The sequence below is a fragment of the Methanolobus halotolerans genome (assembly GCF_004745425.1).
In the GTDB taxonomy this organism is placed as follows: Archaea; Halobacteriota; Methanosarcinia; order Methanosarcinales; family Methanosarcinaceae; genus Methanolobus; species Methanolobus halotolerans.
Map to the genome: position 1 here is coordinate 113302 of NZ_PGGK01000005.1, position 24359 is coordinate 137660.

The following is a 24359-nucleotide window of genomic DNA, read 5'->3' on the forward strand; positions in this document are numbered from 1 at the left end:
ATTAGCGACTTCTACTCAAGTATACTTGTTAACAAGATTTATATGTTATAACTTCTAACTTTTTCTAATTCTGCTTTGGTTGTTCCTTTGAACAACATTAATACTGGGCGTGTTAAAATGAAGAGAGCATTACTCGATGTGATATTTGCTTCTGAAAAAAGAAAAAACGTATTATTGCTGTTACATGGCGGTCCTCAAGAAATGGAACCCCTTCTCAAATCGCTGGATACAACAAGACCATCTTTGCTTCCACAGATACGCATACTGGAAGAACATCATCTTATTAACCACTATGATAACACCTATGAGCTGACGACTATAGGGAATCTTATAGTTGATGAGATGTTTTCCCTAATGAGTACAATAGAAACCTTGGATACTGATATTCATTACTGGGGAACTCATCAACTTGACTTTATTCCACCTCACCTATTAAGTAAAATAGGTCAACTTAAGGATTGTAAGATAAGAACTCCTTCTTTTCCAGATTTATATAAATTAAATGATGAAATTCTGGAAACATCTCCAAGTTCTTCAGTGCATTATAAGATTGCAACGTTTTTCCATCCTTTATTCCCTGATTTATTCTCAAAAATGATAGCAAACAACGTCAATGTTTATATGATACTATCCCAACCTGTCATTGATAAATTAAGAACTGACCACTCTGCACTGTTCGATGAGGTTATGAAGAGTGAGTTGTTCAATTTGTTCGTATATCCCGAACAATTAAACCTCATGGCTGCTGTACTTAACGATTACCATGTACTTATGCGACCACTAAAAAAGAATGGTGAATACGATAACACTTACGTCCTCTGTAGCAGTGAAGAATGTCTTGAATGGGGAAAAGAGTTTTTCCAATATTATATTCAAAACTCTATTCCTGTAACTCACATTTAGCTGCTACCTGAAGTAATTGCATGGTCTTCCATGCTTTCTGCTTTATCAAGTGCATCTATTAAAGATACCAGTTTCTCCGCCAGTAATCTACCTATTGTCGTTAACTCATATGTATCACTGTGACTTCTGATTAAGTGATAATCCTTTAGCAATTTCAGATGAGGACTTAGTGTCTGTGCTTGTACTCCCAATTGGGTACGCAGGGTACTCAGGTCTTTGTTTTCTTCTTTCAAGAGGATTAACGATTCTGTCCTTACTTCAGACTCGAAAAGGACTTCCATCAAGGATTTCTGTTTTATGGTTTTCCCCTCCTAATATGTAATTGCATCATAGGTATTGCTCATTTACCTCTGCAAAATACAAATACACGTTAGCTTAGTAAAATAAGATTTATTAAAATATAACTCAAATGAATTTATTTAATCAAATAAAATTTTGATGCGGCATTATATTATAATGCTATTATTGCTACATATTCATAAAGCCCTCCCAAAATTCACATATCTTTACCAGAAAATGCTATAACGCAGAAGTTTGTCCTGACACGTTTTGAACTTTGAGAAGTGCTTTGGGAGAGAACAATGAAATTCTCAAGGAATTATTTGTAATCTAGTACCCTTCCCCACATCATTGTTAAATATATTGAATTTAGTATATTTGTAATGCTGGTTTGCAATTATACCATTAGACTAATCTTATACTAAATATATATATATATATATATATATATATATGTATACATATATATAGATAACGATATTTAATTTACTATAAATATTAAGACTGCATCATAAAATGTAGTTCTGTCTGAAATTAGAATTTCCTGTTAGCAGAGTGATACAAATGATGAAGTCATTGATTGATGTTGTGTTCATGTCAGAGAAGAGAAAGGACGTTCTGCTGTTACTACAGGATGGAACAAAGGAAATGAAAGTTATTCTCGAAACTCTTAATACAACCAGACAAGCACTTCTTCCTCAGATAAGGATTCTGGAGGAACATCATCTGGTTACTGATTCTGATGATACCTATGAACTAACAACTATCGGAAAGCTGATAGTTAATGATATGGTTTCTGTTTTAAGTATTCTTAATGTTTTTGATGTAGACGTTGATTACTGGGGAACACGTAACCTTGATTTCATTCCTTCTCATCTTTTACGAAGATGAATGAACTTGGGAAAGGCACAACAATAATACCCCCCATCACAGACATTTATAATGTACATGATAGATTTTATGAGCGGTCTAAAAAGGGTACAGTTCATTCTGTAATTACAACAACTTTCTATCCTCATTTCCCTAAGCTATTACATGAACTTCTTCCAAAAAACATACATGCGAATGTTATAGTAAGCTGTGAATTGTTTGACAAATTAAGAACTGAACATAGAACAGAGATTGTGAAATTTCTTGATAATGAGCTAATTCATTTATTTGTTTATCCTAAAAATATGGGATTATTATCTTTTTTATATAATGAATACTGCATCATGCTTAGCCCATTAACTAATAAAGGAGACTTTGATAACAAACATATTGAATACTGCAATCAAGGTGCTCGTAATTGGGGAAAAGAATTATTTGAACATTATTTGAATGAATCGAGACCTATAACAGAACTCTAGTCAAACTATTCATTAAATAAGATTATTTCCAGCATGAGGATTTCTACAGAGTCGGCACTTTGTCTACTTAAGTTATTTAATCGAATATATTTTTGACAACATAATAGTAGTCAATCATCTCAGAATATTCGGCTTTTTGACTTGTGGTGCATTATTAGAAGACGTTACATTATTTGGAATATCTGATTGCTTGAGCACGACCTTGTTGATTGATGAATATTTCTTTGACATAATTCGGATTCCACGATTTTTCACTAAATAGAAGCCCGCTTCTCTGATTTCCTCAAATGTGGCTTTCCGATAGAGGTGTTCTTTCAACAATGTCGAGGATATAGTTCTTGCGAAAATATCAATATTTTCACCGGATTCAAAATTTAATTTTTTCTTCCAAGAGCTGATTGCATTTTTTTCAGCGGTCTTAATCAACACATCATATGGAATTATCTCATTTTCGAAGAAGCTTGATGTGAGATTTTTTCCTTCCCAGCTACAGAGATAATTGTATCTTTTGCCTTTGGATGTGGAGGGCAATTTTGTTTTGGGAGCCTTTGGAGTTTCAACTGGCCTTTGTTTCAGCCGAACTTGAAGATTGAAATTTTGACTTTGCAATTTCTTAATTTGGTCAAGTGATTCAAAGTATTTCTCTTCGTAGTCAATTTCATCGTCTGTTGATTGATGATTGTCGTCCTCGTCAGCGAAATCTCGCAATGATGAATTTGAATCCACGTATTCTTTGATGGTATCGAAAACGGTTTGAACTTGAACATCACCCATGTTCCCGAAAAAATACTTCAATTTGTCAGGGTTATTCAATATTTCGGAAAGAAACATCTCTCTGTCTCTTGCTTGCCGAGCTTTGTATTTATCCCGATATAGAAAAGGGTTGAGCGCATGTTGCCGTCCGATGTTGGATATTTTATAAATGAAATTGGGACTATCATTGAGTTTGAGTTTTTCTATATAATTGTATTTTTTACCGGAATATCTGCTCAAAAGCACCCTGAATGAATTGTAATTATCATATTGTATGCCGTCAAATATTTCTCTCCCACGAAGTGGTCTATCAGCCTCATTTAAAAATTTCAATATCCTTCCTTTAATAAGACAGTCATTTGAATTAGAATTAATATTACAGGCAGTTCCGCTGGTTTGATTTTCAGTATGGGTGTTATCAGCTATCATAATTTTTGCTTTTCTTTGAGTGTGGCATTTTTAAATATTTTATATGTTAACAAATATATGTTAACAACTATATAAAAATAATTGCTTGAGTGTAAATTTTGTAATTAAGTTTTCTATATTTCAGGAAATGAAATTATTGAAATTAATGAAAAAGGTTAACTTTAAAAATGAACTGATATTAATGATTTCATTATAGAGTTACTGATTTGATAGTGCTATATCTACCAGTGGTTATCGTCCAGAATCCTTTGAGAGCAAATATCCGGCTGTTTTATGGATGGAATTGTATAGATTCATACTTTATATCGGCTACAACATAATAACGCTTATTCGCCCTTAAACAGTGTTTAGACAAAGTTTTACTTTATGTGTAACTTTAGAATAATTTTATTTTTTGTTAGACTGTATAAATTTTCTTACTCACTTTGCAAATTTACAAAAACTTTCGTATGTCTTTACCTTCTATCGAATTTACCAACAGTCTAAACTTTTTGTGTAGTTACGTGCCTATATAATAGTAGTAATAATATATACTACATACTATAAGAATATTAAATCGGTATTATTTTTAAATATTTGAATTGGAACTGTGGATATAAAATAGCGCAAGGTTCCTAGAAAGTTGGTCTTGGTATCCGCATATACTCACTGATTCATCTTTTTACAGGGTTACAAGGAATTGATATTATTACATATGGGTTCTACACCCGAATGTATACGGGCAGTTTTGAAACAGACTCAATAAATATATGTAATACATTACAAGAAGTTCCACTAAATGCATAGAATAATTTTAAATGTTTGGTTTATTCCCTACGAATATACAGGAAGATAGATACATAATATATTTAATACAAACAGCCATATATCATCATTAACGGTGTTAATACATTTAACGCATCGGTTTTTAAATAATAGTATCTGTCTGATTATGTCAATCGAAGCAATTGAAAGAGGGTTTGTCTGGAAGCTGCATGTGATTAAAAGACAATCAATGACGGCATTTAAACTTATTTTAGGCAGTCTTGCTATTCATCGTTGGGTCAGAGTAGCAGATAATCACATCACCCATATGAGCGATGAAGCATTAAAGGACGTCCTGAGGCTTTACAACGAGAACTTTCCAGAGATAAACGAAAAAAGGTTCACAATGTACGCACGTTCTTTTAAAAAGACGACCTATGTATATAAGGACAATGATGAAGTTAAGGGCTACTGTCTTTATTACGTAACATCTCCCTTATCATCCTTAGGGCTAAAGAAAACCGCTACACTTTATTCATTTACAGTTGATAGTAGGTGCCGAGGGCAAGGTATCGGGACCAATCTTTTGCAGAACAGCATACATGAGATGCGATTAAATCGCATTGACCGTATTAAATTGTATGTTGATTCAGATAATATAGCAGCAATAAATCTTTATCAAAAAGTGGGTTTTGAGGTGAAAGAAGAAGTAATGGATATATGCGGTCTTGGTAAAAAATGTTATGAAATGGAAATAAAGTTTGATAAGAAATCCCAAGCTGGTTCTGACCTATCTGGTAACCCATTTATGGTTACATAAACAGCACATAAGATGCTGTTGCGCCATACATGTTAAAACTCTTAATCATATATGATTTTTAAAAAGATTTACTAAATCTTTGATAGAGCAGATTCATTAAAACCTAAATATATCAAAGGCGTATAAGAAAGTATTATGAAAACAAAAACGTTAACATTTATCATCCTTTTCACATTCATCCTTGGTCTTGGATGTGTTTCTGAGGATAATGTCCAGACAATTGATGAAGTTGTTAAACTTGCAGAGTCAATTGCTGATGACAATCAAATAGCAGAGAAAAATCAACCCACACATGATAATCAAAAACCAGACCTGCCATTTGGAGAAAACACATCTGATGATACTATCCGCATAGGTGCTTTCAATATCCAAGTATTCGGAGTCTCAAAAGCCGACAAGCCGGAAGTAATGAATATCCTTGCTGACATCGTCAGGACCTACGATGTTGTTGCCATACAGGAAATCAGGGATAAATCCCAAACTGCTCTTCCTGAACTCATAGATTTGGTAAACTCTGATGGTTCTGAATATGATTATGTTGTAAGTGAAAGACTTGGACGGACAATCTCCAAGGAACAGTACGCTTACGTCTATAACACTCAAAATGTAGCTGTAAATGATGCCTATACCTATCCTGAACCTGATGGAACTGACCCCTTCCACAGACAACCCTATATCGTTTCCATAGAAGCCCTGCAGGGCAATTATGATGCAACTCTTATTGTGATTCACACAGACCCAGACGAAGCCACGCAAGAGATAAACGGACTTGATGATGTGTTATCCTATGCGCAGTCAAAGAATCCGGAGGAAGGTGATTTTATCATCATGGGAGACCTGAATGCAGATGGCAGCTATTTTGATGAGGACGGAACATCAGACCTTGATGCATACCAGTGGGTTATTGATGATACTGTAGATACAACTACAAAGTCAACTGATTACACTTATGACAGGATAATTCTTACTGATGAAAGTGACCTTGCCGGTGAATCGGGTGTGTTTAGATATGACCTTGAGTATGGGCTAGATGAGGAACTTACTACTGATGTATCTGACCATTATCCTGTGTTTGTGGAGTTTACCACAATTAGAGATTTGGATTGATAAAAGTAGTATACCTTTAAATTATTTGATACCAATATTAAATCAAAATTATGTATAAGGGTTAATTTAATGTTAAATTTTGATGGAAATTTTCATGAAATCGATTTAACGACGTACATTCTAATTTATATGTTATTAGCAATAGCAGTAAATCTAATACAGTTTTTATCAAAAACAATGTTGTTGGATTGGCAATCTAAAAAGAAGCGTAGTGATTTAATAAAGGCTTTTAGGATTAACAAAAGAATAAAACCGCATATTGATGAATATGAAAAAATCAAGTGGTTTAACATCGACTTCAAAGGTTATGTCTATAGCAACATTGGGCTTCTATGTGGTTTTATTGTTCCTTCTTGCATTGTGATATTAGTGTTATATTTATATGAAACTACATACCAAATTGAGCTTTCAGATATATTAGCTTTAAATTTAATGACATATACGATAATAATTTCTTTTTTAGTGTCATTGATATCCTTTATTTTGATGGGACACATCGTCAAAAAAGCATTTAATAACAGTCTACTCTTAAAAAAACACGTTACGTACGCTAGTATACTGCGTGCCATCACCTACTATACATTAGGCATTTGCTTACTTAATTTTTCTTTCATGTTATTTTTATTGTATAACTGGAGGACGATGATTTATTCCTCTAGCTTCACTCAATTACTAGTTATTATTGCTTTTAGTATGGTAGCAGGTGTGATATTCTTAAGTTTCATTGCGAAGAAGTCTTACGAAAAAACAGTCAAAAATTTTATAAACGTGGATAAAGTGAGCACTTTCCCTTTTATGAACATTTTTACAAATGAAAATACTCAAATCTGTGGAACCGTGCTAGATATCTTTGATGACAAAATACTTACTTTGAAGGATGGATATATGGAGAGGATTATTTCATGGAATTCTGTACATATAATTGAGATAGATAATAAAATAAGAGAAGAACATGAAGACCAGACCCATCTAGATAGTTTTTATCAACCAAGTTCGAATTTGCATGGATTACCTTCAAGAAATGATAGTGCTGGTTATAATTAATTCTTGAAATAAGATGTCGATTCAACCTGCCTGTAAAGATAACTAAGCAGACTGAGAACATCTAATGCATCTTCCAGTAAAGCTCAGGTTCATGTCCCTGCGGATTCCTAATTGCTTTCATGAGGCCTGTACAAAGATGCATCAATCCCTCCTGCTCATTGCGTTGCGTTTCAGTCTCCTGTTTGTTAAGTTTGAGGCAACCATTGGGTGAGAGAGCTGCACCCATTAGTGCAGCACCGTGCTTATCCATCTCTGCTTTTTCGCTTACACATTTGTCAAAGGACTTACAGCATTCGAAAACAGCATGGAAGTACAACCCATCATTGAAAAGCTTGAACGCATGCTTTCGTATTTCAGGATGATAATTTCGAGAATTAAATATTGAAGCATCCTCTGTGATTTTAGACTTAAGAACAGGCTCTATATGTGAATTATGAACCATCTTCCCATCTTTGTTTACTCTTAGCTGGTAGTAGCTTAGCACTTCATTAACTTCACCCAGTACAACTGAGAGTTCATCCCTATTCTGAAAGAACTCTTCAGGGCTGCAAAGTTGCTCAATCGCTTTCAATATTTCAAAGTAACCATTTTTCGTTTGTATTTGTTTTAGGTGTTCATTAACAAAGCGCCACTTTGTAGTCCCATCATGTCGTATGTTCACATAACCGATTTTATGGAAAAAACTTGTAATATCCGTGCCGGTATACCGGTTACCAATGATTTTTGATAGCTGTTCAAGAGCAGAATCCGATAAGTTATTCATGTTATCATATACCTGATTATCTTACTTCAGTTTATACAAGAGTCTGAAATCCTCATATTCTACACTAACAGTGCCTGCGGACCAAGGTAGATGCTGTCCACACAAGTGACCGAAGTCCTCAGTGTCCACATCATCCACAACGTCCGTCACTGATACGGCTGCATACTCCACTTGAAACTTTTTTGATGAAGTCAGATTTCACCGTAGACGCACCAAATGTGTAGAGGCAGGTGCATGGTATGGAGAAAGGCATTATTTCTTCATATTGCTCGTCATTTTCAATTATGTTCATCCTCAGAGGTACAAATCTGTTTAATACAGGATTGAATGAAAAATGGTAAATACATAATCAAATAATTTGGCACTATGAGTGAGCTGAAAATGGCAAAGGACATTAATGATGGTACCTTCAAATCTACATTTACAAAAGTCTATTTCTTGCCCTTTATTTTCTTCTGTTTTGTCTCAGTAGTTCTTGCTCATTTTAATATAGGGTCATCAGACCTGACCAGCGCACAATACCTCATAAGTGCCCTAGTGCAGGGAGAAGCCGCAATACTCGCAATCATAATATCAGTGACCATCTTTGCTGTGAGTACTTCTCAAACATACTCGCCAAGAATTGTTGATATTTTCTTGGACAAGGACCGAGTTCCACATTTCTGGTCACTTTTAACAATTTATATTTTTGCGTTAATATACGGAACATTTGTACTGAAGTTCCTAAAAGCTGAGAACGCATATGACCCATCAAACTTACAAACAAGCGTTTGGATAGCATGTTTCTTAGGCTTAATAGCCATAATGTCATTGATTAAATACATCCCAAACATACTAACGACTCTAAAGCCATCTAATATTATGGAAACTTTGTCTAATGAAATAGAAATTAATGATGTTTTTGACCAGAGCATAGAACATTGCCTAACTAGGTCAATAGAATACGATTATCCCCTACCAAAAAACAGTGTTGTGAGACCAATACTTGACATAATAAGTTCATCAATTGTTAACAACAATAACGAAATAGCCAGCAATGGAATAGATGCAATTGAAAAAAAGGTAAGACAAATTATAAAATACCAACAACTAGAAGCTGAACAATCTAGTGAACTGTTACAAATGTTTCGTGAAAAATACTTCAATATTGGACATTTTTGTATTGAAAGGAATAATTTCGAAGTGTTGGCCCAAGTAGTAAAATCAATGGTATTTTTAGAAGCAACATTATTTGAAGTTCAACAAAAAACTGAAATAGTAAAGCAATTAGTCGCCAAATTTGAAAATTTAGCAATAACATCCATTGAAAAAGATAATGAATTTATGTTGATTCAAATATTAGAATCAATTACGACATTAGGAACTATGATATATCCGTTTGATAACAATGATGATGTTTCAATAAATGTAATAGATTCAATAAAAAGTATTCGTACATATGCAGCTAATGCGAATAAATATGTTTTAGATACCAAAGCCATAGTTACACTTGGTATTTTTGGATGCAATTTACTTAGAATAAAATATAAGGCTCACATTGCAGAAAAATTACGAGTAACTTTAGAGTATTTTGGAACACATGCATTTAGAACTAGGAATGGAATGGCAGGCTTTCATTCTGTAGAACGTATGTTAATAATTATGCAGTTGCTCAGCGACATGCAAAAAGATGTTTCAGATTATAACGATTCTCTGGACAAGATAATCAAAATCGCAATCGATAACAGATTTTATCCACAGGTAGTTGAGATAAGTAAAATAATACCAAATTACCCAGCTGCCACTGTAAAATTAAAAGCTGAATTGAGAGAAGACGGAAGAAGCTATCTTATCAATGATGTTATTCATTTCTAGGTACTCACACACTCACTAATGCTAAAATAAGCTATGAATTTAAATGCTTTAGCTGTTTAGATGACGTCTGTGTACTACTTTTACTTTCACTGTACTTGGTGGACCACCATATATGCTGAAGTCAAATAACTATTTATGGAACCTGATAAAGCCATATTCTGTGACCATTACAAGCACCGTATGCGAAAACAAACCAGAGAAAAAAGAAAAAAGAGCTCTAAGAACCGATGAAAGCACCGTTCAGATTACTCCTTGCACAGTGATATGATAGTCATTTGGGTCTATCACCTTTTGATAATTGAGTTGTGAATCGATTTCTGATTTGATAGATTCATTTGTTTCTTCGGTCACATTGACTACGAACCCTACAATTTTGTCACAGTACTGAGAATATTCTGACATCTGACTAAGTAATGCTCTTTTTACTTGTGAGCCGCCCTTATACACTTTCATTTCAATACCAATAGAACCATTAATCACGAAGTCAATTCTATGTCTAGAATGACTTCTCTCATATTCGATATCATAACCATGCCTGTCAGTTAACACTTTCATGGCCTGTTCCAAATCTTGCTGATAATCCTTCTCAATTTTCCTTTTTCCATATCGAAGTTGAACTTCATTTTCTAAAAAATTAATTATATTATCAAATTCTACGCCCCTTGCAAGAATTTGTTGCCGACGACGTTCTTCCTTTTTCTTTATTCGCATTTTACGATATTTGAATACAGAGTGAATTGAAATAATAACAATAATCCCAACTATTAATGTTATCAGAAAAATGTAAATTGGTGACAAAGAAATGAAAGCATTGTATAATGGCAAAAGATATTGTGTGTAAATAAAATACGTGCCAACAATTACAAACATAATTGCAACTGCTACAGGGTCAATTTCTTCATCTTTCGATTTTCGTTTTCTTCTAGCCGCCATCCTTCAACCTCAAAAGCTTAGACCTTAAAAGGAATATATGTTAATTGTATATATACTTCACATGTTTATGATGTAACAAGAAAATGAACAATCAAATTTGTAAATGGTATAGCTTATGGAGGAGCAATTTTCATGCCCAATGTCCCAAATTTAACTCGAAGAAAAGTTCTTGCACTCTCCCAGTTCTATGATTACATGAACCAAAATGAAAACACTCATGAGATATACATATTGAACAGAGCGAAAACCATTGAGAATGCTGACCAATTGTTCCATCTTATCGTAGATGATGAAGGCAACATTCTGAAATGGAAAGGTGCATCAAGGATAAAGCGATTTTTCCAGGATACTGACTACTGGACACCTGAAGTGAAGGAAGAATTGCACAACCTGATAAAGCAGTTATCAGAGAATCCATTGAACAATAAAGAAATTGTTACGCAATTAACTGATTACAACGGTATTTCGTTCCCCATAGCCTCAACACTTGCATTTTTCTTCAGTAAACAAAGTTGCCCCATCATTGACGTACGAGCCGTTAAAACATTACGGGAACATGGACATCATGCGAAAGACAGGTACGATTGGGACGCTTATTTCAATATATGCTACAAGCTTAAAATCGAGTTAAATGTTTCCTTCCGTGAGCTAGATAAAGCCCTCTGGATATATCCAAATGTCGAAGATTACCTTGAGAAATGCAAAGTATTGCGTGAACTTGGGATTGCTTCACAAAAAGAGTAGATTATATAATTTAATTATGACTATCTTATGGGTTTAATCTAGTAGATTTATATAGTATATATTCCAATTAATTAGCATCATTGTGGCATGCTTGATTACTACTGTATTGTTAAATCCGATAACTTCATTGAGTGCTTTGATTTGTGTTTTGATGAGCGCTTCTATAAGCGTTTCAATAAACATTTCACTAAGCTTTTCAGTTGCTATTTGCTTGTCAATAGTGATGGTGATTAGTATGAAGTTACATACACGGAGACAAAAGTCAGTGACGGGGACAGGAATAACATGGAAAAGTATCTTAGGGGCAAGTAGCTCGGTAGAGCTTTTTGATGTTATTGATTTACACTACAGTAGGAAAGAGCACCCCTAAGATATAGGAGGGTTCGAATCCCTCCCTTGCCCTCTTTTATCCAAGAGTCTCTTGTAAATCACAGTGTAATCTTGGACACATATTTTTTATATTGTAGGTGTTGATTTTATTTATGGAAGACACAAGAAATACTTACGAGTTCTTTTTATCAGAACTATCCCTAAATGAGAATTCAGAAGTTGGTTACCTTATTGAATTAATGAGAGCCATAAACCACATAAAAGAAATAAATAGACTATCGATGTTGTTATCAACTCCTGATTCATTAGATGAAGATGAAGCCGATTATTTTGATATTATGGTTGATTCAACAAGAACATTTGTGTTTAATCTGACTGCTGCACAATTGAGAGAAGCACTAAAGCTTTTCCATAGTTTCACAAAAACATCCATGTACACCGATTTTCGAAAGAATGCAACTACTGAGCAAGTAAAAGTCATCTCTAGTTTGGAAGAATATGTCAATGAGTTCACTCATAAAAGAGGATTGCTGTATGAAACCCTTAAACCTCTCAGGGACAAGGTGTTTCATTATGATGCAAAAGCGGCTTCAGAATGGGGGTTACAAAAGATGGAAGAAGAAAAAGATGAAAAACCGCCATATTACTCAGTTTCATTAGAAAAATTGGAGTTCGGCTTGGGAAATGAGTATGATACACATCTTTTTAGTAAATACTTAGTCTTCGGAACAAAGGGGTTATATTCATTGATGGAAGCTCAAAGACAGGTATATGAGATAAATAATCTGCTAGTAATACTCACTAATTATTTTGTAGATTTCTTGATGGCAAAGTCTAATATCCCTTCCAATAGGGACTTTACTTGGGCGCTAAAATATAGATATGGCTTTAGAAAAGATGATACATGAAGTATTCAGTGAACCACGAATATTTCTGACCACTATTCAAACTTTATAGTTATGCTATCTATGTTATACAGAGGATGATGTTGTTGCGATAATAAAATGGAGAAATGTTATGACAACAAGATACTTGAACCCTAACAACCTCGAATCGATGAAGACTGGATAGGAAAAAACGCAGCATTCGAATGCCCTGTATGTGGCAACACTTTCATCATGAGTGGACTGCTACATCGAAAGGGAAGACAATGCACGAAATGTGGCAAATCAACCGGATACTGCACGGGTGGTAAAGATTTAGGTGGTACTGCTTATATAGAGTGGTGATTCTCAATAGATGAGATATCATTATCCAACAACAGAGCTGACCATTGCTGTGGTCAACTTTTCACTATTATCCTGAGCCTTTTTAATCCTTGTTTCAAGTTCGCCACATAAAGCCATGAGCTGGTCAACTTTGGCTACAATGCGCATTTGCTCTTCAAGTGGTGGAAGTGGAATAAGTATTTGCCCAAATGCTTTACCAGATATTTCTTTAAAAGTAGTGCCGGAGGCAGCATTCTCAATTTCCTCAACAGCGAATTTTAAAAAATAATAGATATATTCATTCATTTCCATTTTATGTGGCACACAAGACTTGAATCCTTGATTTGTGCATATATCGTTTTGTGCAATTGCCACATATCCAATAGGTGCACGACTTGAAAAAAGAACAGTCCCTGCGGGCATCAACTGGGCAGAGCTATTTTTTAAGCCCAATTCAGTGATATCTCTTCTACCTTTGCTTACATACTTTTGTTTATAATTGTACAAATCAGCAGGTGTTAACCAATGTATTCCATCATCGCAAAAGTACTCATCATTACTGGTTTTAGGTGTTCCACCACCTACAATTCTACCTACATCTCCTAATTTAAACCACGCCCATGTCTCGGGGACACTATAAGGCATCTCACCATCAACAATTAATAAGGATGGATTTTTTCCTTTTATCTTTTCCAACAACACATATGCAGGCTCATCATTCGGGTCCTGTGGTACAAGCTTACCCTGTACCGCAAGCTGCAATATCACCTGCTTGAGCTTCTCCACATTATCGAGATTATCATAAAGCAAATCAAAGTTATCACAAACAAGCATCCATTGTTCTGCAAATTCTTCAGGGCTGCCGGCATCGAGCATATTGCTGAGTGCTGAATTGTTTAACTGAATGCGGCTTTGATACTTTGTTTGTTGGAGTGATTCAAGTTGGTCGCATAGTTCCATGAGTTGGTCAACTTTAATGACTATGCGCTTTTGTTCTTCGAGAGGTGGGAGCGGTGCTAAAGTATGAATTATTTTTACTCTAGAAATGTTTGGTTGTGCTCCCCCTGCACCTTGATTTGTAAAATGTTTCCTGTAAGCTTTTAATATTAAAAATAAATACTCATTGAAGAATCCATCAAAACAAGTACATGCACAAACTGCTTGATTTGTGGTGGCTGTCGATTTAAGTATGGCAACTTTTCCAATTGTTGCACCATACATTGCAATAAGCACATCTTCAGGCTTATTTAGACGTAAAGAGCATTCTTTTAATGCTAATTCATTTATTTGTTCATCAGATTCGGTAATATATCGATTGTTAAGTTCTCCAGATTTAAACCAATTAATAGAGCCGTCATAATATTCTGATTTTTTTCTATTCGGAGTTGCTCCTGCTCCCCAGTCTCCTATTTCCCCTAATCGAACCCATTCCCAAGTTTCTGGAATGTCAAAAAGAAATTTGTTAATTTTTACCGGTGGTAAAGCCTTTGTTTTTCGTATTTGTTTTTTGTCAACCAACCTTTCCTTTTCAGCCTTAATCCGTTTCAGCAAAATTTGTGCAGGCTCATCTTCGGGATTCTGTGGCACAAGCTTACCCTGTATTGCCATCTGCAATATCATCTCACGTAACTTCTGAATACCATTTGGAGATTCAGAGAGAAGGGAGAAGTTCTCAAAGAAAGTTTCAGCATTCATGCACTTTTACCCTCAAGAGCTGCCATGAGTTCTGCTTTCAGGGTGTTGCGGGTTTTGGAGATGTCTGAGAGGAGGGATTTGTATTTTGCAAGTAGCTCTTCAGGGTCACCGTGGTCAATATCTTCCACATTGGGGTTTTTGATGTCGAGGTTGTAATTGTTTGCTTTGATATCGTCTATTGTGACCTTCCAAGCAAGTTCGTTTTCCTCACGGTTGTTCCACCATGCTTTTTCTGGTTCAAACTCCTGAATTTTCATAGGTTTCGTTTTGGAATAGGATTTGTAGCCATCGGGGTATGGGTGTTCGTAGTACCATATCTCTTTAGTAGGTTCTCCTTTAGTGAAGAACAAGAGATTTGTCTTAATGCCTGTATAGGGGTTGAACACGCCGTTTGGAAGGCGCACAATGGTGTGGAGGTTGCATTCATTGAGCAATTTCTCTTTTATACGGGTCTTGACACCTTCACCAAACAGTGTACCGTCAGGAAGGACAATTGCACCACGTCCACCGTCCTTGAGCAGATGGGTAATAAGCACAAGGAAAAGGTCGGCTGTTTCTCTTGTCTGCAAATTAGAAGGGAATCCGGTTTCAATACCGTCTTCTTCAGTTCCACCGAATGGAGGATTGGTGATAATCACATCAACACGGTCAGATGGCTTATAGTCCCTTAGTGGTCTTGCAAGTGAATTATCATGATGAATCTGTGAAGGCACTTCAATACCATGCAGGAGCATATTTGTGACACAAAGTAAGTGTGGTAGAGGCTTCTTCTCAATACCATTGATTGAATTCTGAAGTACCTTTTCGTCTTCAACGCTTTTGACCTGTCTGCGTAGATGTTCAATGGAGGAAGTAAGGAAGCCACCAGTACCACATGCAGGGTCAAGGAGCTTTTCACCAAGCTGAGGGTTGACCATCTGCACCATGAATTCTGTCACAGCACGGGGAGTGTAGAACTCACCAGCATTTCCAGCACTTTGTAGGTCTTTCAGTATCTTCTCGTACACATCTCCAAAAAGGTGCCTGTCTTCCGTACTGTTGAAATCTACATTATTAATTTTGTTAAGGACTTGGCGTATCAGAGTGCCATTCTTCATGTAATTATAAGAATCTTCGAAGACATCACGCACAACAAATCCACGTGGGTCTGAATCAGGTATAAACTGCACCTCTTTCAATGTTTTGAACAGGTCATTGTTAATAAAATCGAGTAATTCCTCGCCTGTAATGCCTTCCTCGTTGGCAGCCCAATTTCTCCAACGAAGACGTTCAGGAATAGATGATGTGTAACCATCATCCATAATTTCATATTCCTTTTCCCTGTCATCAAAGATTTTGAGAAACACCATCCAAGCCAACTGACTTATACGTTGTGCATCACCATCGACACCTGCATCCTTTCGCATTATGTTTTGTATACCTTTAATAGTAGTACTGAGTGCCATTTATTAAACCTACATTCTCTGTTTGAATTATGCCTCAGCCATGTATAACTGGGATTCCATGGCTCTTATGACTTCGAGGTAATTATCTTTTCCCCCGAACATGTTGATAATCTCTATCGGAGTGCCATACTGATTAATAGGTTCAACTTTGAGGACATCAAGACTCTCAAGATTCTCAATACCTTCATCTGAGTACTTATCCAGTAATGCATCAAGGACAGTGCGAGCTTTTTCACCGTATTTGGCAAAATATCCACTACTTTTAAGCTTGTTTGCTCTCTCACGCCTGCTCAAAGGTGGTTGGTCATAGACTACATGACAGATTAAGTCAAAGGGGTCATACTCCTTTCCAATCTCTTCAGCAAGGTCTTCCATTAACAGTCCTTTTTCAACAAACTCTCGTACTATCAACTGCTTTTTGTCGGCTTCACTCCAATATTTCAAGAAAGAATCAATAGAAGCAAACTCATTCAAAACAGTCTTTTTTGTGTAATCAGTCAATGACTCGGTTATCAGTTTGCCATCTGGGCCATAATACTGTTTGCGGACAGCGACAACCTTAGCATCAACATCATCAACCATATACGGCTTAAGCTTATTACCAATTAATTTAGGTTTAAACTCTTTTACGCTTCCACCCTCATAAACTTCTTCAGCATCACCATCAAAATCAGGGTCTGCAAAATTGTCTGTTGCTTTTTTGAAGTCAATTATGGTAAAATACAGCTTACCGAATTCTTCATTGATACGAGTACCACGTCCGATAATTTGCTTGAATTCGGTCATAGACTGTATACGCTTATCGAGAACTATTAGCTTACATGTCTGGATATCCACACCAGTACCTAGCAATTTTGAAGTCGTTGCGATGACTGGATACTTGCTCTCAGGCAGTGAGAAATTATCGACTTCAGCTTTGCCTTCGTTCTCATCACCAGTTATCCTCATGATATACTTGCTGTCCCTTGCAAGGTCTGGATTTTCATTGACCAAAGCTTTCCTCATTCGCTCAGCATGGTCAATATTCTCACAGAAAACGATAGTTTTCGAGAATCGGTCAGTTGATTTCAAGAATTCCGTTACTTCCCTGGCTACAAGTTGGGTTCGTTTATCAAGGATAATAGACCTGTCATAGTCCTTCTGATTGTAGATTCTGTCTTCAATGAGCCTGCCGTACTTATCAACTTTGTCTTTATCAGGTCTCCATCCCTGCAAATCTTTATCGATATCAATCCTGATGACCCTGTATGGTGCTAGGAATCCATCATCAATGCCCTGCTTGAGTGAATAGGTGTAGATAGGTTCACCGAAATAATGAATATTGGATATGGTCTCTGTCTCCTTAGGAGTGGCCGTAAGACCAATTTGAGTTGCTGATGAGAAATACTCTAAAATTTCTCTCCATGCAGAGTTCTCATCTGCACTTCCACGGTGACACTCGTCTACTATGATAAGGTCAAAGAAATCCGGTGAGAACTGCTTGTAGATGTTTTTATCTTCTTCAGTACCTGAAACCGCCTGATATAGTGCAAGATAGATTTCATAGGATTTGTCAACCTGCCTGTTCTTGACCTTGGTCATTGCTGAGCCAAATGGTTTAAAGTCATTCTTTTTAGTCTGGTTTATCAGTATATTGCGGTCAGCAAGGAACAGTATACGTTTCTTGGTTCGGGACTTCCACAATCGCCATATTATCTGGAAAGCGGTGTATGTTTTACCCGTCCCCGTAGCCATCACGAGTAGTATTCGGTCTTGGCCCTTGGCTATGGCTTCAATAGTCCTGTTGATAGCAATAGTTTGATAGTAACGAAGTTCTCTGCCATGGAATGAGTAGTAGTCTTGTGTGACGATTTTACGGTTCTCATCAGTAATTCCCTTCCAGTGACAATAGTATTCCCATAATTTAGCAGGCGATGGGAATTCATCCAATGCGAGCTCTTTTTCGACTTCATTAAACAATCCTGTTTTATCATGTTGCAGGAAAGCATCACCATTAGAACTGAATATAAAAGGAACATCAAGCATGTGTGCATAAGACAAAGCCTGTTGCATACCATCGCTCACAGCATGTTTGTTGTCTTTTGCTTCAACAACAGCTACAGGGATATTTTGTTTGTAGTAGAGTACATAGTCAGCACGCTTTCTTTCACCACGTGTGGTCTTCTGACCATGAACAATGACCCTGCCATTTGTGAGGTAGACTTCTTCACGGATTTGGGTATGAATATCCCATCCTGCAGCATTAATTGCTGGTGTGATGTATTTAGTACAGATGTCTCGTTCACTCAGCTCTTGTTTTTCAAGTTCATCCATACTCTACTACCTCATTCATAAAGATAGTATATATAATATAGAAAAATAGATAAAGTTTTTGATATAGCTTCACGGTAGCACACATTCTTAGGTGCTTTCGTTTATATCAAAATATAATCACTTAATAGAAAGTATGAATCCCGGATAAAATGTGTAGCATAAAAATATATAACCTGAACATAAAAAGCTATTTATAGAATTAATATATTAAAATTATTTGTAATTAGGCAGACTGATTAACTATGCGTACAAGCCAATATGGATATAGATTATGTTTCTTTTGTGAAGGTGTTATCAGCGACACTAACGGTACAGCAATTTATGATGAAAAAGATGCAGTTCACTTCATCACCTTTGGTGTCGATGGAGAAAATGCTGTCATAAAACAACCAATCTGTGATAATTGCTATAATAAGAGAGTCTCCACTACATGATTCATCTAGTAATTTAGCAACTAATATAAGATTTCACAATAATCAATATTTAAGAAACTACTATTGGAATCATCTTCTCAGGTATCAAAAAATTCAATATCAAATCAAACTCGATACATGCTGTTTAATGATATTTCTCTCAATATCCGGCGTTATCCTTGCATAGAACTTCGCTGTGATCAATGTACTGCTATGATTCAAGCTATAAGATATAACTTCCATAAGAACCCCTGTAAGAGCAAATACGTAGCCAACCCATCTCTGAAATAAGTGAGGATGGACTTTTCTTATTCCAGCGAGGTCACTGTACTCCTCAAGTATCTGGTTCACATATTGTCGGGTGAGAATGCCCTCATCTTTACAAACCCTTTCTTTTGAAAATCAGATTGTTTGAAGAATACTGCCGTTCAAGAAGTTCCATCATCTACATTATAAAAATTTATTTATTCGTTTGCTTTATGTGAGGAGTGAAGTGGAGAGCGCTCGACCTCTGGTCAGCGCTTGGAGACGGGAACGGGGAGGCAGCCCTTGGCTGATGGGGTCGAAGACAGCGACCCGTTTGTATTTAGCCAAAAAATGGCACAAGCTGTGCACGGATATTTGCCCAAGACGTTCCTCATCGGTCGAATTTCAGATACAGCTTCCCGACACGCCCTCGAAGTGCATAAAATTTAACTAGCGACTCATCGCCCGCATGTGAAAAGGCGTCGATTACATCATCATAGCCTGTCAATCCAACATAATCTGCAAGCTCTCGCTGTTTTTCATCGGACAGACCTTTTCCTTTCCATATTTCCACACACTCACCCCTTATATCGAGGTCCCGGAGCCGGATATACGTGGCTTCTGTGACCCTCAGAGCGGGGAAATCATCAGGTAGAGCCATATTTCATATTTTTCTTCAAGGTCGGGCATGTTGAGTATATGTTGTACTTCTTCGGGCCGTAACCACTCTTTCGAATATTTATTGCTCATATGAGGAAAATGCAACGTTGACTATAAAAACGTTTCCTAAGGGCTTAACTTAAAAAAATAAGGTCTTTAAGCTATCTGTGTTTCTTAAAATCGATAAAATAAGTTTAATTTTGAAAATGCAACCATATGTACGGAATGTTGTATAAAAAAGTAGCATTTAAGTATACAAAAATCATCTATTTCGAACTACTTTTCTTCTACGTTGCTTATCGGGAATGATAGCAGCTACTAAAATAAAAGGAATAGCTCCATTCAAAAGCATCAACACGGATATAATGCTATCAATTGTTTCTGCACTAATAATGTCTATAAGTATATTTGGCTTTATAAGTATAAATAATAATAAAGAAGCAATTACTAAATTACCCAATAAAAGATTTCTAAAATTAGTAATCTCATTTCCATTAAAATAGTGTCCCCAAAATTCAAAGAATACATAAAACAAAACTAGTGCTACTAATGAAATTCCATAAATATCAGAGATTTTATGAACAATACTGACATCAGTGAAATAATCCCTATTTATGAGAAGGGATATAGCAGTGATTAGCACCACATTCATAGTAATGTTTAAAGTTATTTTCTCATTAATGTTTTCACTGTTCATCAATACTTGAATTATATTTTTATTATTTACTTTTGTTGTTGTGGTATTTTGTAAATAATCAAACTTTGTTTACAAATGTATCAATTATGCTTGATACTTGGAAACCACAAACTTATTGGATGGCACTTTTTTCAATTTGAAAGTTCTTCCTCTTCAGATTGAATTTTACTCAAACAAAGGTCCAGAGCTTGTTTATCTTCTTCTGAAAGCATGTCGTAGTCTGAAGATATTTTTATTTGAAGTATACGCTCCAATATAATGTCACACCCTGTGAACTCCTTGAGAAATCCAACGTCAATATCAAAAATGGTGTTAGACGTGTAAAGGCTTGATGAACTTACTTTTTTTGATTGCATGCTTTCTACCAATTTAGATAATCCTATGTTGTCAGAAACAATGGCATCTACAAAATGTTGATGTTTATTTCCATTATCCCATCTTTCCCATAGCCTTAAAATAGTAAATAAATGAGAAGAATGCATAAGTTTTCCATTTTCTGACCACTGTTTAATCTTGTTACAAGTAGCTTGTTCTAATTCACTAAGCTGTTCAGAAGTAATTAGTTGCTCATTTTCGGGAGTGTTGGACTCTTTATAGCTATACTTGCCATGTAATTCGTCTTGGTAATCTACTAGCCAAACAATGGTGTATAAACTTTGGTTGCTATTTTCGAATGCTTCTTTTAATATGTCAAATCTTTCATCCTGAGTCTTTATTTGTTTTAATAAAGCAGATACTACCCGATGAATTCTCATTGAAGTTCCATAAAAGATTGATTCGTCCTTTTGAAATAAATCACCAGCATCAACAATTGAAGTGATAAAAGGTCTAATATTAATTTCTGGCATTTTTTCTACCGTATATGGTACAAAATCAAGAAATTCTGTAATCTTACCACTTTCATTTAATTTGAGTAAAGTTTCAGAGATAACTGTAGCATTATCCATGTCAGTTGAAAAAAAGATGTCATGCTCATGCTGCGACATTTTTCCTTCTGGAAGAGCTAATCTAAAATATATGTCAAAGAGGTCATCACTACATATGCGACGACTTTTTTTCCATTTAACTAAAAAATCTGTAGTGTAAGACACGTTGCTATAAATGGAATTCAACTTTGGAAATAAAACCGTCAAATAACATTGCAAAAATACTTGATAGTGTGAATCGGCTTTCTTAATAATATCATCACATATTAATTTATCAACATCTCTTGTTGATGGACTATAAGAGGAGATTATACCTGCAAAAACCTGTTTATTATACTTGATATCATTATATACTTCAGGTAAAAAGACTTGAATTGCTGTAATAGCAATGAAATCAATAACATTCACTTCTTTCTTTACTAGCTCATAATTAAAATACAGCACATTAAAATATCGATTTATATCTCTAATGTTTGTAAAAAAGGATTTAAAACCATTATGATGTATGTTGTCCCAATCAAATCTGTTAAAATCATCATATGGGCTATCTGCAAGTATTTTCTCCAATTTAGAAGATAAAAGTAATTCAAATCCCCTTTTTGAAGCGTCAGGGAGTTCGAATGGTATTTGTATGATTTTTTCCAAATATTGCTTCCCATATCCACAATGTTCTGCTTCTAACGCCTTTGAGACAATCTCTCTATCAAAAGTAAGTATATAAGTGGTGTTAGGAAAATCAGCTAGTGATTTTACAAGCTGGAATGTTTGACGAATTTCAATTTCATTTAAACGGTCTATGTCATCAATGACAATAATTATCCGTTGTTCACCTAGTTCAAGTAATTTATGGATTTCACTTTTAATGCCATGTAAATCTTTTTCAAGGGATGTGCCCAACTCTTCAGCAATTTCGCCAACTGCCCCCGATGCAGTTGAACCTGCAAAAGCTGCTATGCCAACTCCCGGAACTATAGATAAGGGCGCTAATGCATTTGAAAATGCTTTCAGCCACCTGGCACCTTCTTTCAACCATCTACTGTTATCTTCTCTACCTAAGGTACTAGAAAATTGAGAAAAGAACTGAGTGACTAACTGTTGCTGATTTGAAAAGAGCCATGGGTTAAACTTTATGATTATTGGTTTCTCATCTTTAGTTATATAATCTGTTTTTTTTTCAATATGTTCAATGACCATATTTATGAGTGAAGTCTTGCCAGTACCCCATTTTCCATAAAAACCTATAACATGGCTATCTTTGTTAGTGTCCTTGCATATTGCTTGTGCTACAGATTTAGCAAAATCTGCCCTCCCAAGGACATCTTCTTCACAAGAAATAATGGCTTTATCGGGATTGAACATTTTGTGTTACACCTTTGAATTATACGGCTAAAACATAATTTAATATTAACAATAATATCGAATGTTATTCAATGTTTCTTCCTGAACCGTCTTTGAATTTGCTGATTCATATATCTGTTCTCCATGAGCTTTCCACCTACTTTATTTCCCATTTTTGTAAATTCTGATGGTCTATCATTTATTATAATTCCAATGTAAACTATACACCATAGCACTACAAGAACACCATTAATAACCACCTTGGAGAATTTCCAGTCATCTAATTTAATTGATGCGACATTTGAATCATGACCTAATGATATTTCACTTTCAGCATAATCAGTGGCTACTGGATTCATTACGCCAATAGTATATGTAACTCCATCATAAATACCAAGGTTCACTTCAGCCAATCCAGATTCATTTGTTTGATAGGGTAGCCACATGCCTCTAGATTTATCTTTATAATGTAGTAAAACGTAGATTAATCCATCATTAAAGTCTTCACCCATCTTTGTGGTATGGATAGTAATTTTTTGTGTATTTGGAACGTACAGTTCCATATTATCGATATAAGTGTCGTTTTCAACAAAATAAATAGGACCCAGCAATAAGTCCCTTTCTGAATAAAAAAATGATTGATTATCTTCAGGGGGAGCTAAACCGAAACCAGCATCACCAATTACCCAATTACCATTATCCAATTGAACTTCAGACCAGCCATGATTATTGCCATTCATTTTATGTGGATTTAAAAAGCCAACTGTGAATACACTCCGTGAAGTCAATCCTGTCCTGTTTGCCATATCTTCAAAAACACATGCAAATTCTCAACAGGAAGCCTTTTTGAGATATAGACTCCATAGAGGGTCAGGCGAGTACTCCTGAGAGGAATCTCATGAAGAGAATCAAAGGTGTCAAATGAATTTGTAGTGGGTGAGCAGTAATATTCTCTTTCCCATTGAACAATATTCTCTATCAATTCAGTATCATTCGCTGAATTCTCTACCAGCTCTTTACTTGTGTCATCCAAATATAATTCGATTTTTTCTTTTTGGACAAAATTGTAATCGATATACAGATAGCTTAAGTAGAAAACATAAGATGTGAAGGATATTAACATGAACAATGTAAGATACAAAAGAAGTCTTCGACATGTAAGTGATTTGACTTTAGTGAGTGCCTTTTTCAAGACATTGTTTTTCATGAACTAATTTATAAATTTGTTAATAAATAAAGATTTTCAACATATTGTATAAACTGGCAGGTGTTCGAAGTCATCGAACACCTATTTAGTTTCATTAGCATATGTGCCAATTGTTAAATTTTACCTGCCACATTTCGTACACTCTTTTGTAAGCTCTTG

At 35.5% G+C, this 24359-nt stretch carries 21 protein-coding genes; 9 read left to right on the top strand and 12 right to left on the bottom strand.

Going from position 1 to position 24359, the window contains the following annotated elements:
* Positions 1-117 precede the first annotated feature (117 nt).
* Positions 118-903, top strand: coding sequence for a helix-turn-helix transcriptional regulator (locus CUN85_RS06280; protein WP_135389474.1), 786 nt, complete (start codon positions 118-120; stop codon positions 901-903).
* Here CUN85_RS06280 and CUN85_RS06285 read toward each other — a convergent pair.
* Positions 900-1184 (bottom strand): hypothetical protein, encoded by a 285-nt coding sequence (locus tag CUN85_RS06285; RefSeq protein WP_449288765.1) that lies wholly within the window; start codon positions 1182-1184, stop codon positions 900-902. The two genes, CUN85_RS06280 and CUN85_RS06285, sit on opposite strands and share 4 nt — an antisense overlap.
* 562 nt (positions 1185-1746) lie before the next feature.
* Between CUN85_RS06285 and CUN85_RS06290 the strand changes: the two genes are divergently transcribed.
* Together CUN85_RS06290 and CUN85_RS06295 are read left to right on the top strand one after the other, a co-directional pair.
* Complete coding sequence (locus CUN85_RS06290) at positions 1747-2073, top strand: helix-turn-helix transcriptional regulator (RefSeq protein WP_135389476.1); 327 nt, start codon at positions 1747-1749, stop codon at positions 2071-2073.
* The gene (locus CUN85_RS06295; RefSeq protein WP_135389477.1) at positions 2070-2531 is read left to right on the top strand and encodes a helix-turn-helix transcriptional regulator; all 462 of its coding nucleotides are present in this window, start codon (positions 2070-2072) and stop codon (positions 2529-2531) included. Before CUN85_RS06290 ends, CUN85_RS06295 begins: the two co-directional genes overlap by 4 nt.
* A 114-nt stretch (positions 2532-2645) precedes the next feature.
* On the opposite strand, the gene CUN85_RS06300 is transcribed toward CUN85_RS06295, so the two are convergent.
* The gene (locus tag CUN85_RS06300) at positions 2646-3713 is read right to left on the bottom strand and encodes a hypothetical protein (protein ID WP_135389478.1); all 1068 of its coding nucleotides are present in this window, start codon (positions 3711-3713) and stop codon (positions 2646-2648) included.
* Between the two features lie 931 nt (positions 3714-4644).
* Between CUN85_RS06300 and CUN85_RS06305 the strand changes: the two genes are divergently transcribed.
* The 3 genes from CUN85_RS06305 to CUN85_RS06315 all read left to right on the top strand — a co-directional run bounded on the left by CUN85_RS06305 (position 4645) and on the right by CUN85_RS06315 (position 7428).
* Positions 4645-5277: a GNAT family N-acetyltransferase gene (locus CUN85_RS06305; protein ID WP_135389479.1), complete on the top strand. Its 633-nt coding sequence runs from the start codon at positions 4645-4647 to the stop codon at positions 5275-5277.
* A gap of 135 nt (positions 5278-5412) precedes the next feature.
* On the top strand, positions 5413-6384 hold the full coding sequence (locus CUN85_RS06310) for an exonuclease/endonuclease/phosphatase family protein (RefSeq protein WP_135389480.1): 972 nt from the start codon (positions 5413-5415) through the stop codon (positions 6382-6384).
* 69 nt (positions 6385-6453) lie between these two features.
* Positions 6454-7428: a hypothetical protein gene (locus CUN85_RS06315; protein ID WP_135389481.1), complete on the top strand. Its 975-nt coding sequence runs from the start codon at positions 6454-6456 to the stop codon at positions 7426-7428.
* A 61-nt stretch (positions 7429-7489) separates the two neighbouring features.
* On the opposite strand, the gene CUN85_RS06320 is transcribed toward CUN85_RS06315, so the two are convergent.
* Positions 7490-7999 (bottom strand): TIGR02391 family protein, encoded by a 510-nt coding sequence (locus CUN85_RS06320; RefSeq protein WP_167848815.1) that lies wholly within the window; start codon positions 7997-7999, stop codon positions 7490-7492.
* A 558-nt stretch (positions 8000-8557) separates the two neighbouring features.
* Between CUN85_RS06320 and CUN85_RS06325 the strand changes: the two genes are divergently transcribed.
* Positions 8558-10045 carry a DUF2254 family protein gene (locus CUN85_RS06325; RefSeq protein ID WP_135389483.1) on the top strand — a complete coding sequence of 496 codons (1488 nt, stop codon included), beginning with the start codon at positions 8558-8560 and terminating at the stop codon, positions 10043-10045.
* 240 nt (positions 10046-10285) lie between these two features.
* Here CUN85_RS06325 and CUN85_RS06330 read toward each other — a convergent pair whose 3' ends face one another.
* Complete coding sequence (locus CUN85_RS06330) at positions 10286-10978, bottom strand: hypothetical protein (RefSeq protein WP_135389484.1); 693 nt, start codon at positions 10976-10978, stop codon at positions 10286-10288.
* A gap of 132 nt (positions 10979-11110) precedes the next feature.
* Here CUN85_RS06330 and CUN85_RS06335 point away from each other — a divergent pair, with 132 nt between their 5' ends.
* Together CUN85_RS06335 and CUN85_RS06340 are read left to right on the top strand one after the other, a co-directional pair.
* A complete protein-coding gene (locus tag CUN85_RS06335) occupies positions 11111-11722 on the top strand; it encodes a hypothetical protein (protein ID WP_135389485.1) in 612 nt (203 codons plus the stop codon).
* A 482-nt stretch (positions 11723-12204) separates the two neighbouring features.
* The gene (locus tag CUN85_RS06340; protein ID WP_135389486.1) at positions 12205-12960 is read left to right on the top strand and encodes a hypothetical protein; all 756 of its coding nucleotides are present in this window, start codon (positions 12205-12207) and stop codon (positions 12958-12960) included.
* A gap of 342 nt (positions 12961-13302) precedes the next feature.
* Here CUN85_RS06340 and CUN85_RS06345 read toward each other — a convergent pair whose 3' ends face one another.
* From CUN85_RS06345 to CUN85_RS06380, 8 genes are all read right to left on the bottom strand, one after another.
* On the bottom strand, positions 13303-14955 hold the full coding sequence (locus CUN85_RS06345; protein ID WP_135389487.1) for a restriction endonuclease subunit S: 1653 nt from the start codon (positions 14953-14955) through the stop codon (positions 13303-13305).
* Complete coding sequence (locus CUN85_RS06350) at positions 14952-16400, bottom strand: type I restriction-modification system subunit M (protein WP_135389488.1); 1449 nt, start codon at positions 16398-16400, stop codon at positions 14952-14954. Before CUN85_RS06350 ends, CUN85_RS06345 begins: the two co-directional genes overlap by 4 nt.
* A gap of 27 nt (positions 16401-16427) precedes the next feature.
* Complete coding sequence (hsdR, locus tag CUN85_RS06355) at positions 16428-18713, bottom strand: EcoAI/FtnUII family type I restriction enzme subunit R (RefSeq protein ID WP_135389489.1); 2286 nt, start codon at positions 18711-18713, stop codon at positions 16428-16430.
* 1050 nt (positions 18714-19763) lie between these two features.
* Positions 19764-20033: a hypothetical protein gene (locus tag CUN85_RS06360; protein WP_135389490.1), complete on the bottom strand. Its 270-nt coding sequence runs from the start codon at positions 20031-20033 to the stop codon at positions 19764-19766.
* A 261-nt stretch (positions 20034-20294) separates the two neighbouring features.
* The gene (locus CUN85_RS06365) at positions 20295-20729 is read right to left on the bottom strand and encodes a hypothetical protein (protein WP_135389491.1); all 435 of its coding nucleotides are present in this window, start codon (positions 20727-20729) and stop codon (positions 20295-20297) included.
* A 131-nt stretch (positions 20730-20860) separates the two neighbouring features.
* Complete coding sequence (locus tag CUN85_RS06370) at positions 20861-23014, bottom strand: KAP family P-loop NTPase fold protein (RefSeq protein ID WP_135389492.1); 2154 nt, start codon at positions 23012-23014, stop codon at positions 20861-20863.
* 68 nt (positions 23015-23082) lie between these two features.
* The gene (locus CUN85_RS06375; RefSeq protein WP_135389493.1) at positions 23083-23799 is read right to left on the bottom strand and encodes a hypothetical protein; all 717 of its coding nucleotides are present in this window, start codon (positions 23797-23799) and stop codon (positions 23083-23085) included.
* Positions 23778-24026, bottom strand: a complete 249-nt coding sequence (locus CUN85_RS06380; RefSeq protein WP_135389494.1) for a hypothetical protein — start codon at positions 24024-24026, stop codon at positions 23778-23780. The genes CUN85_RS06375 and CUN85_RS06380 overlap by 22 nt, the downstream gene beginning before the upstream one ends.
* Positions 24027-24359: the final 333 nt, after the last annotated feature.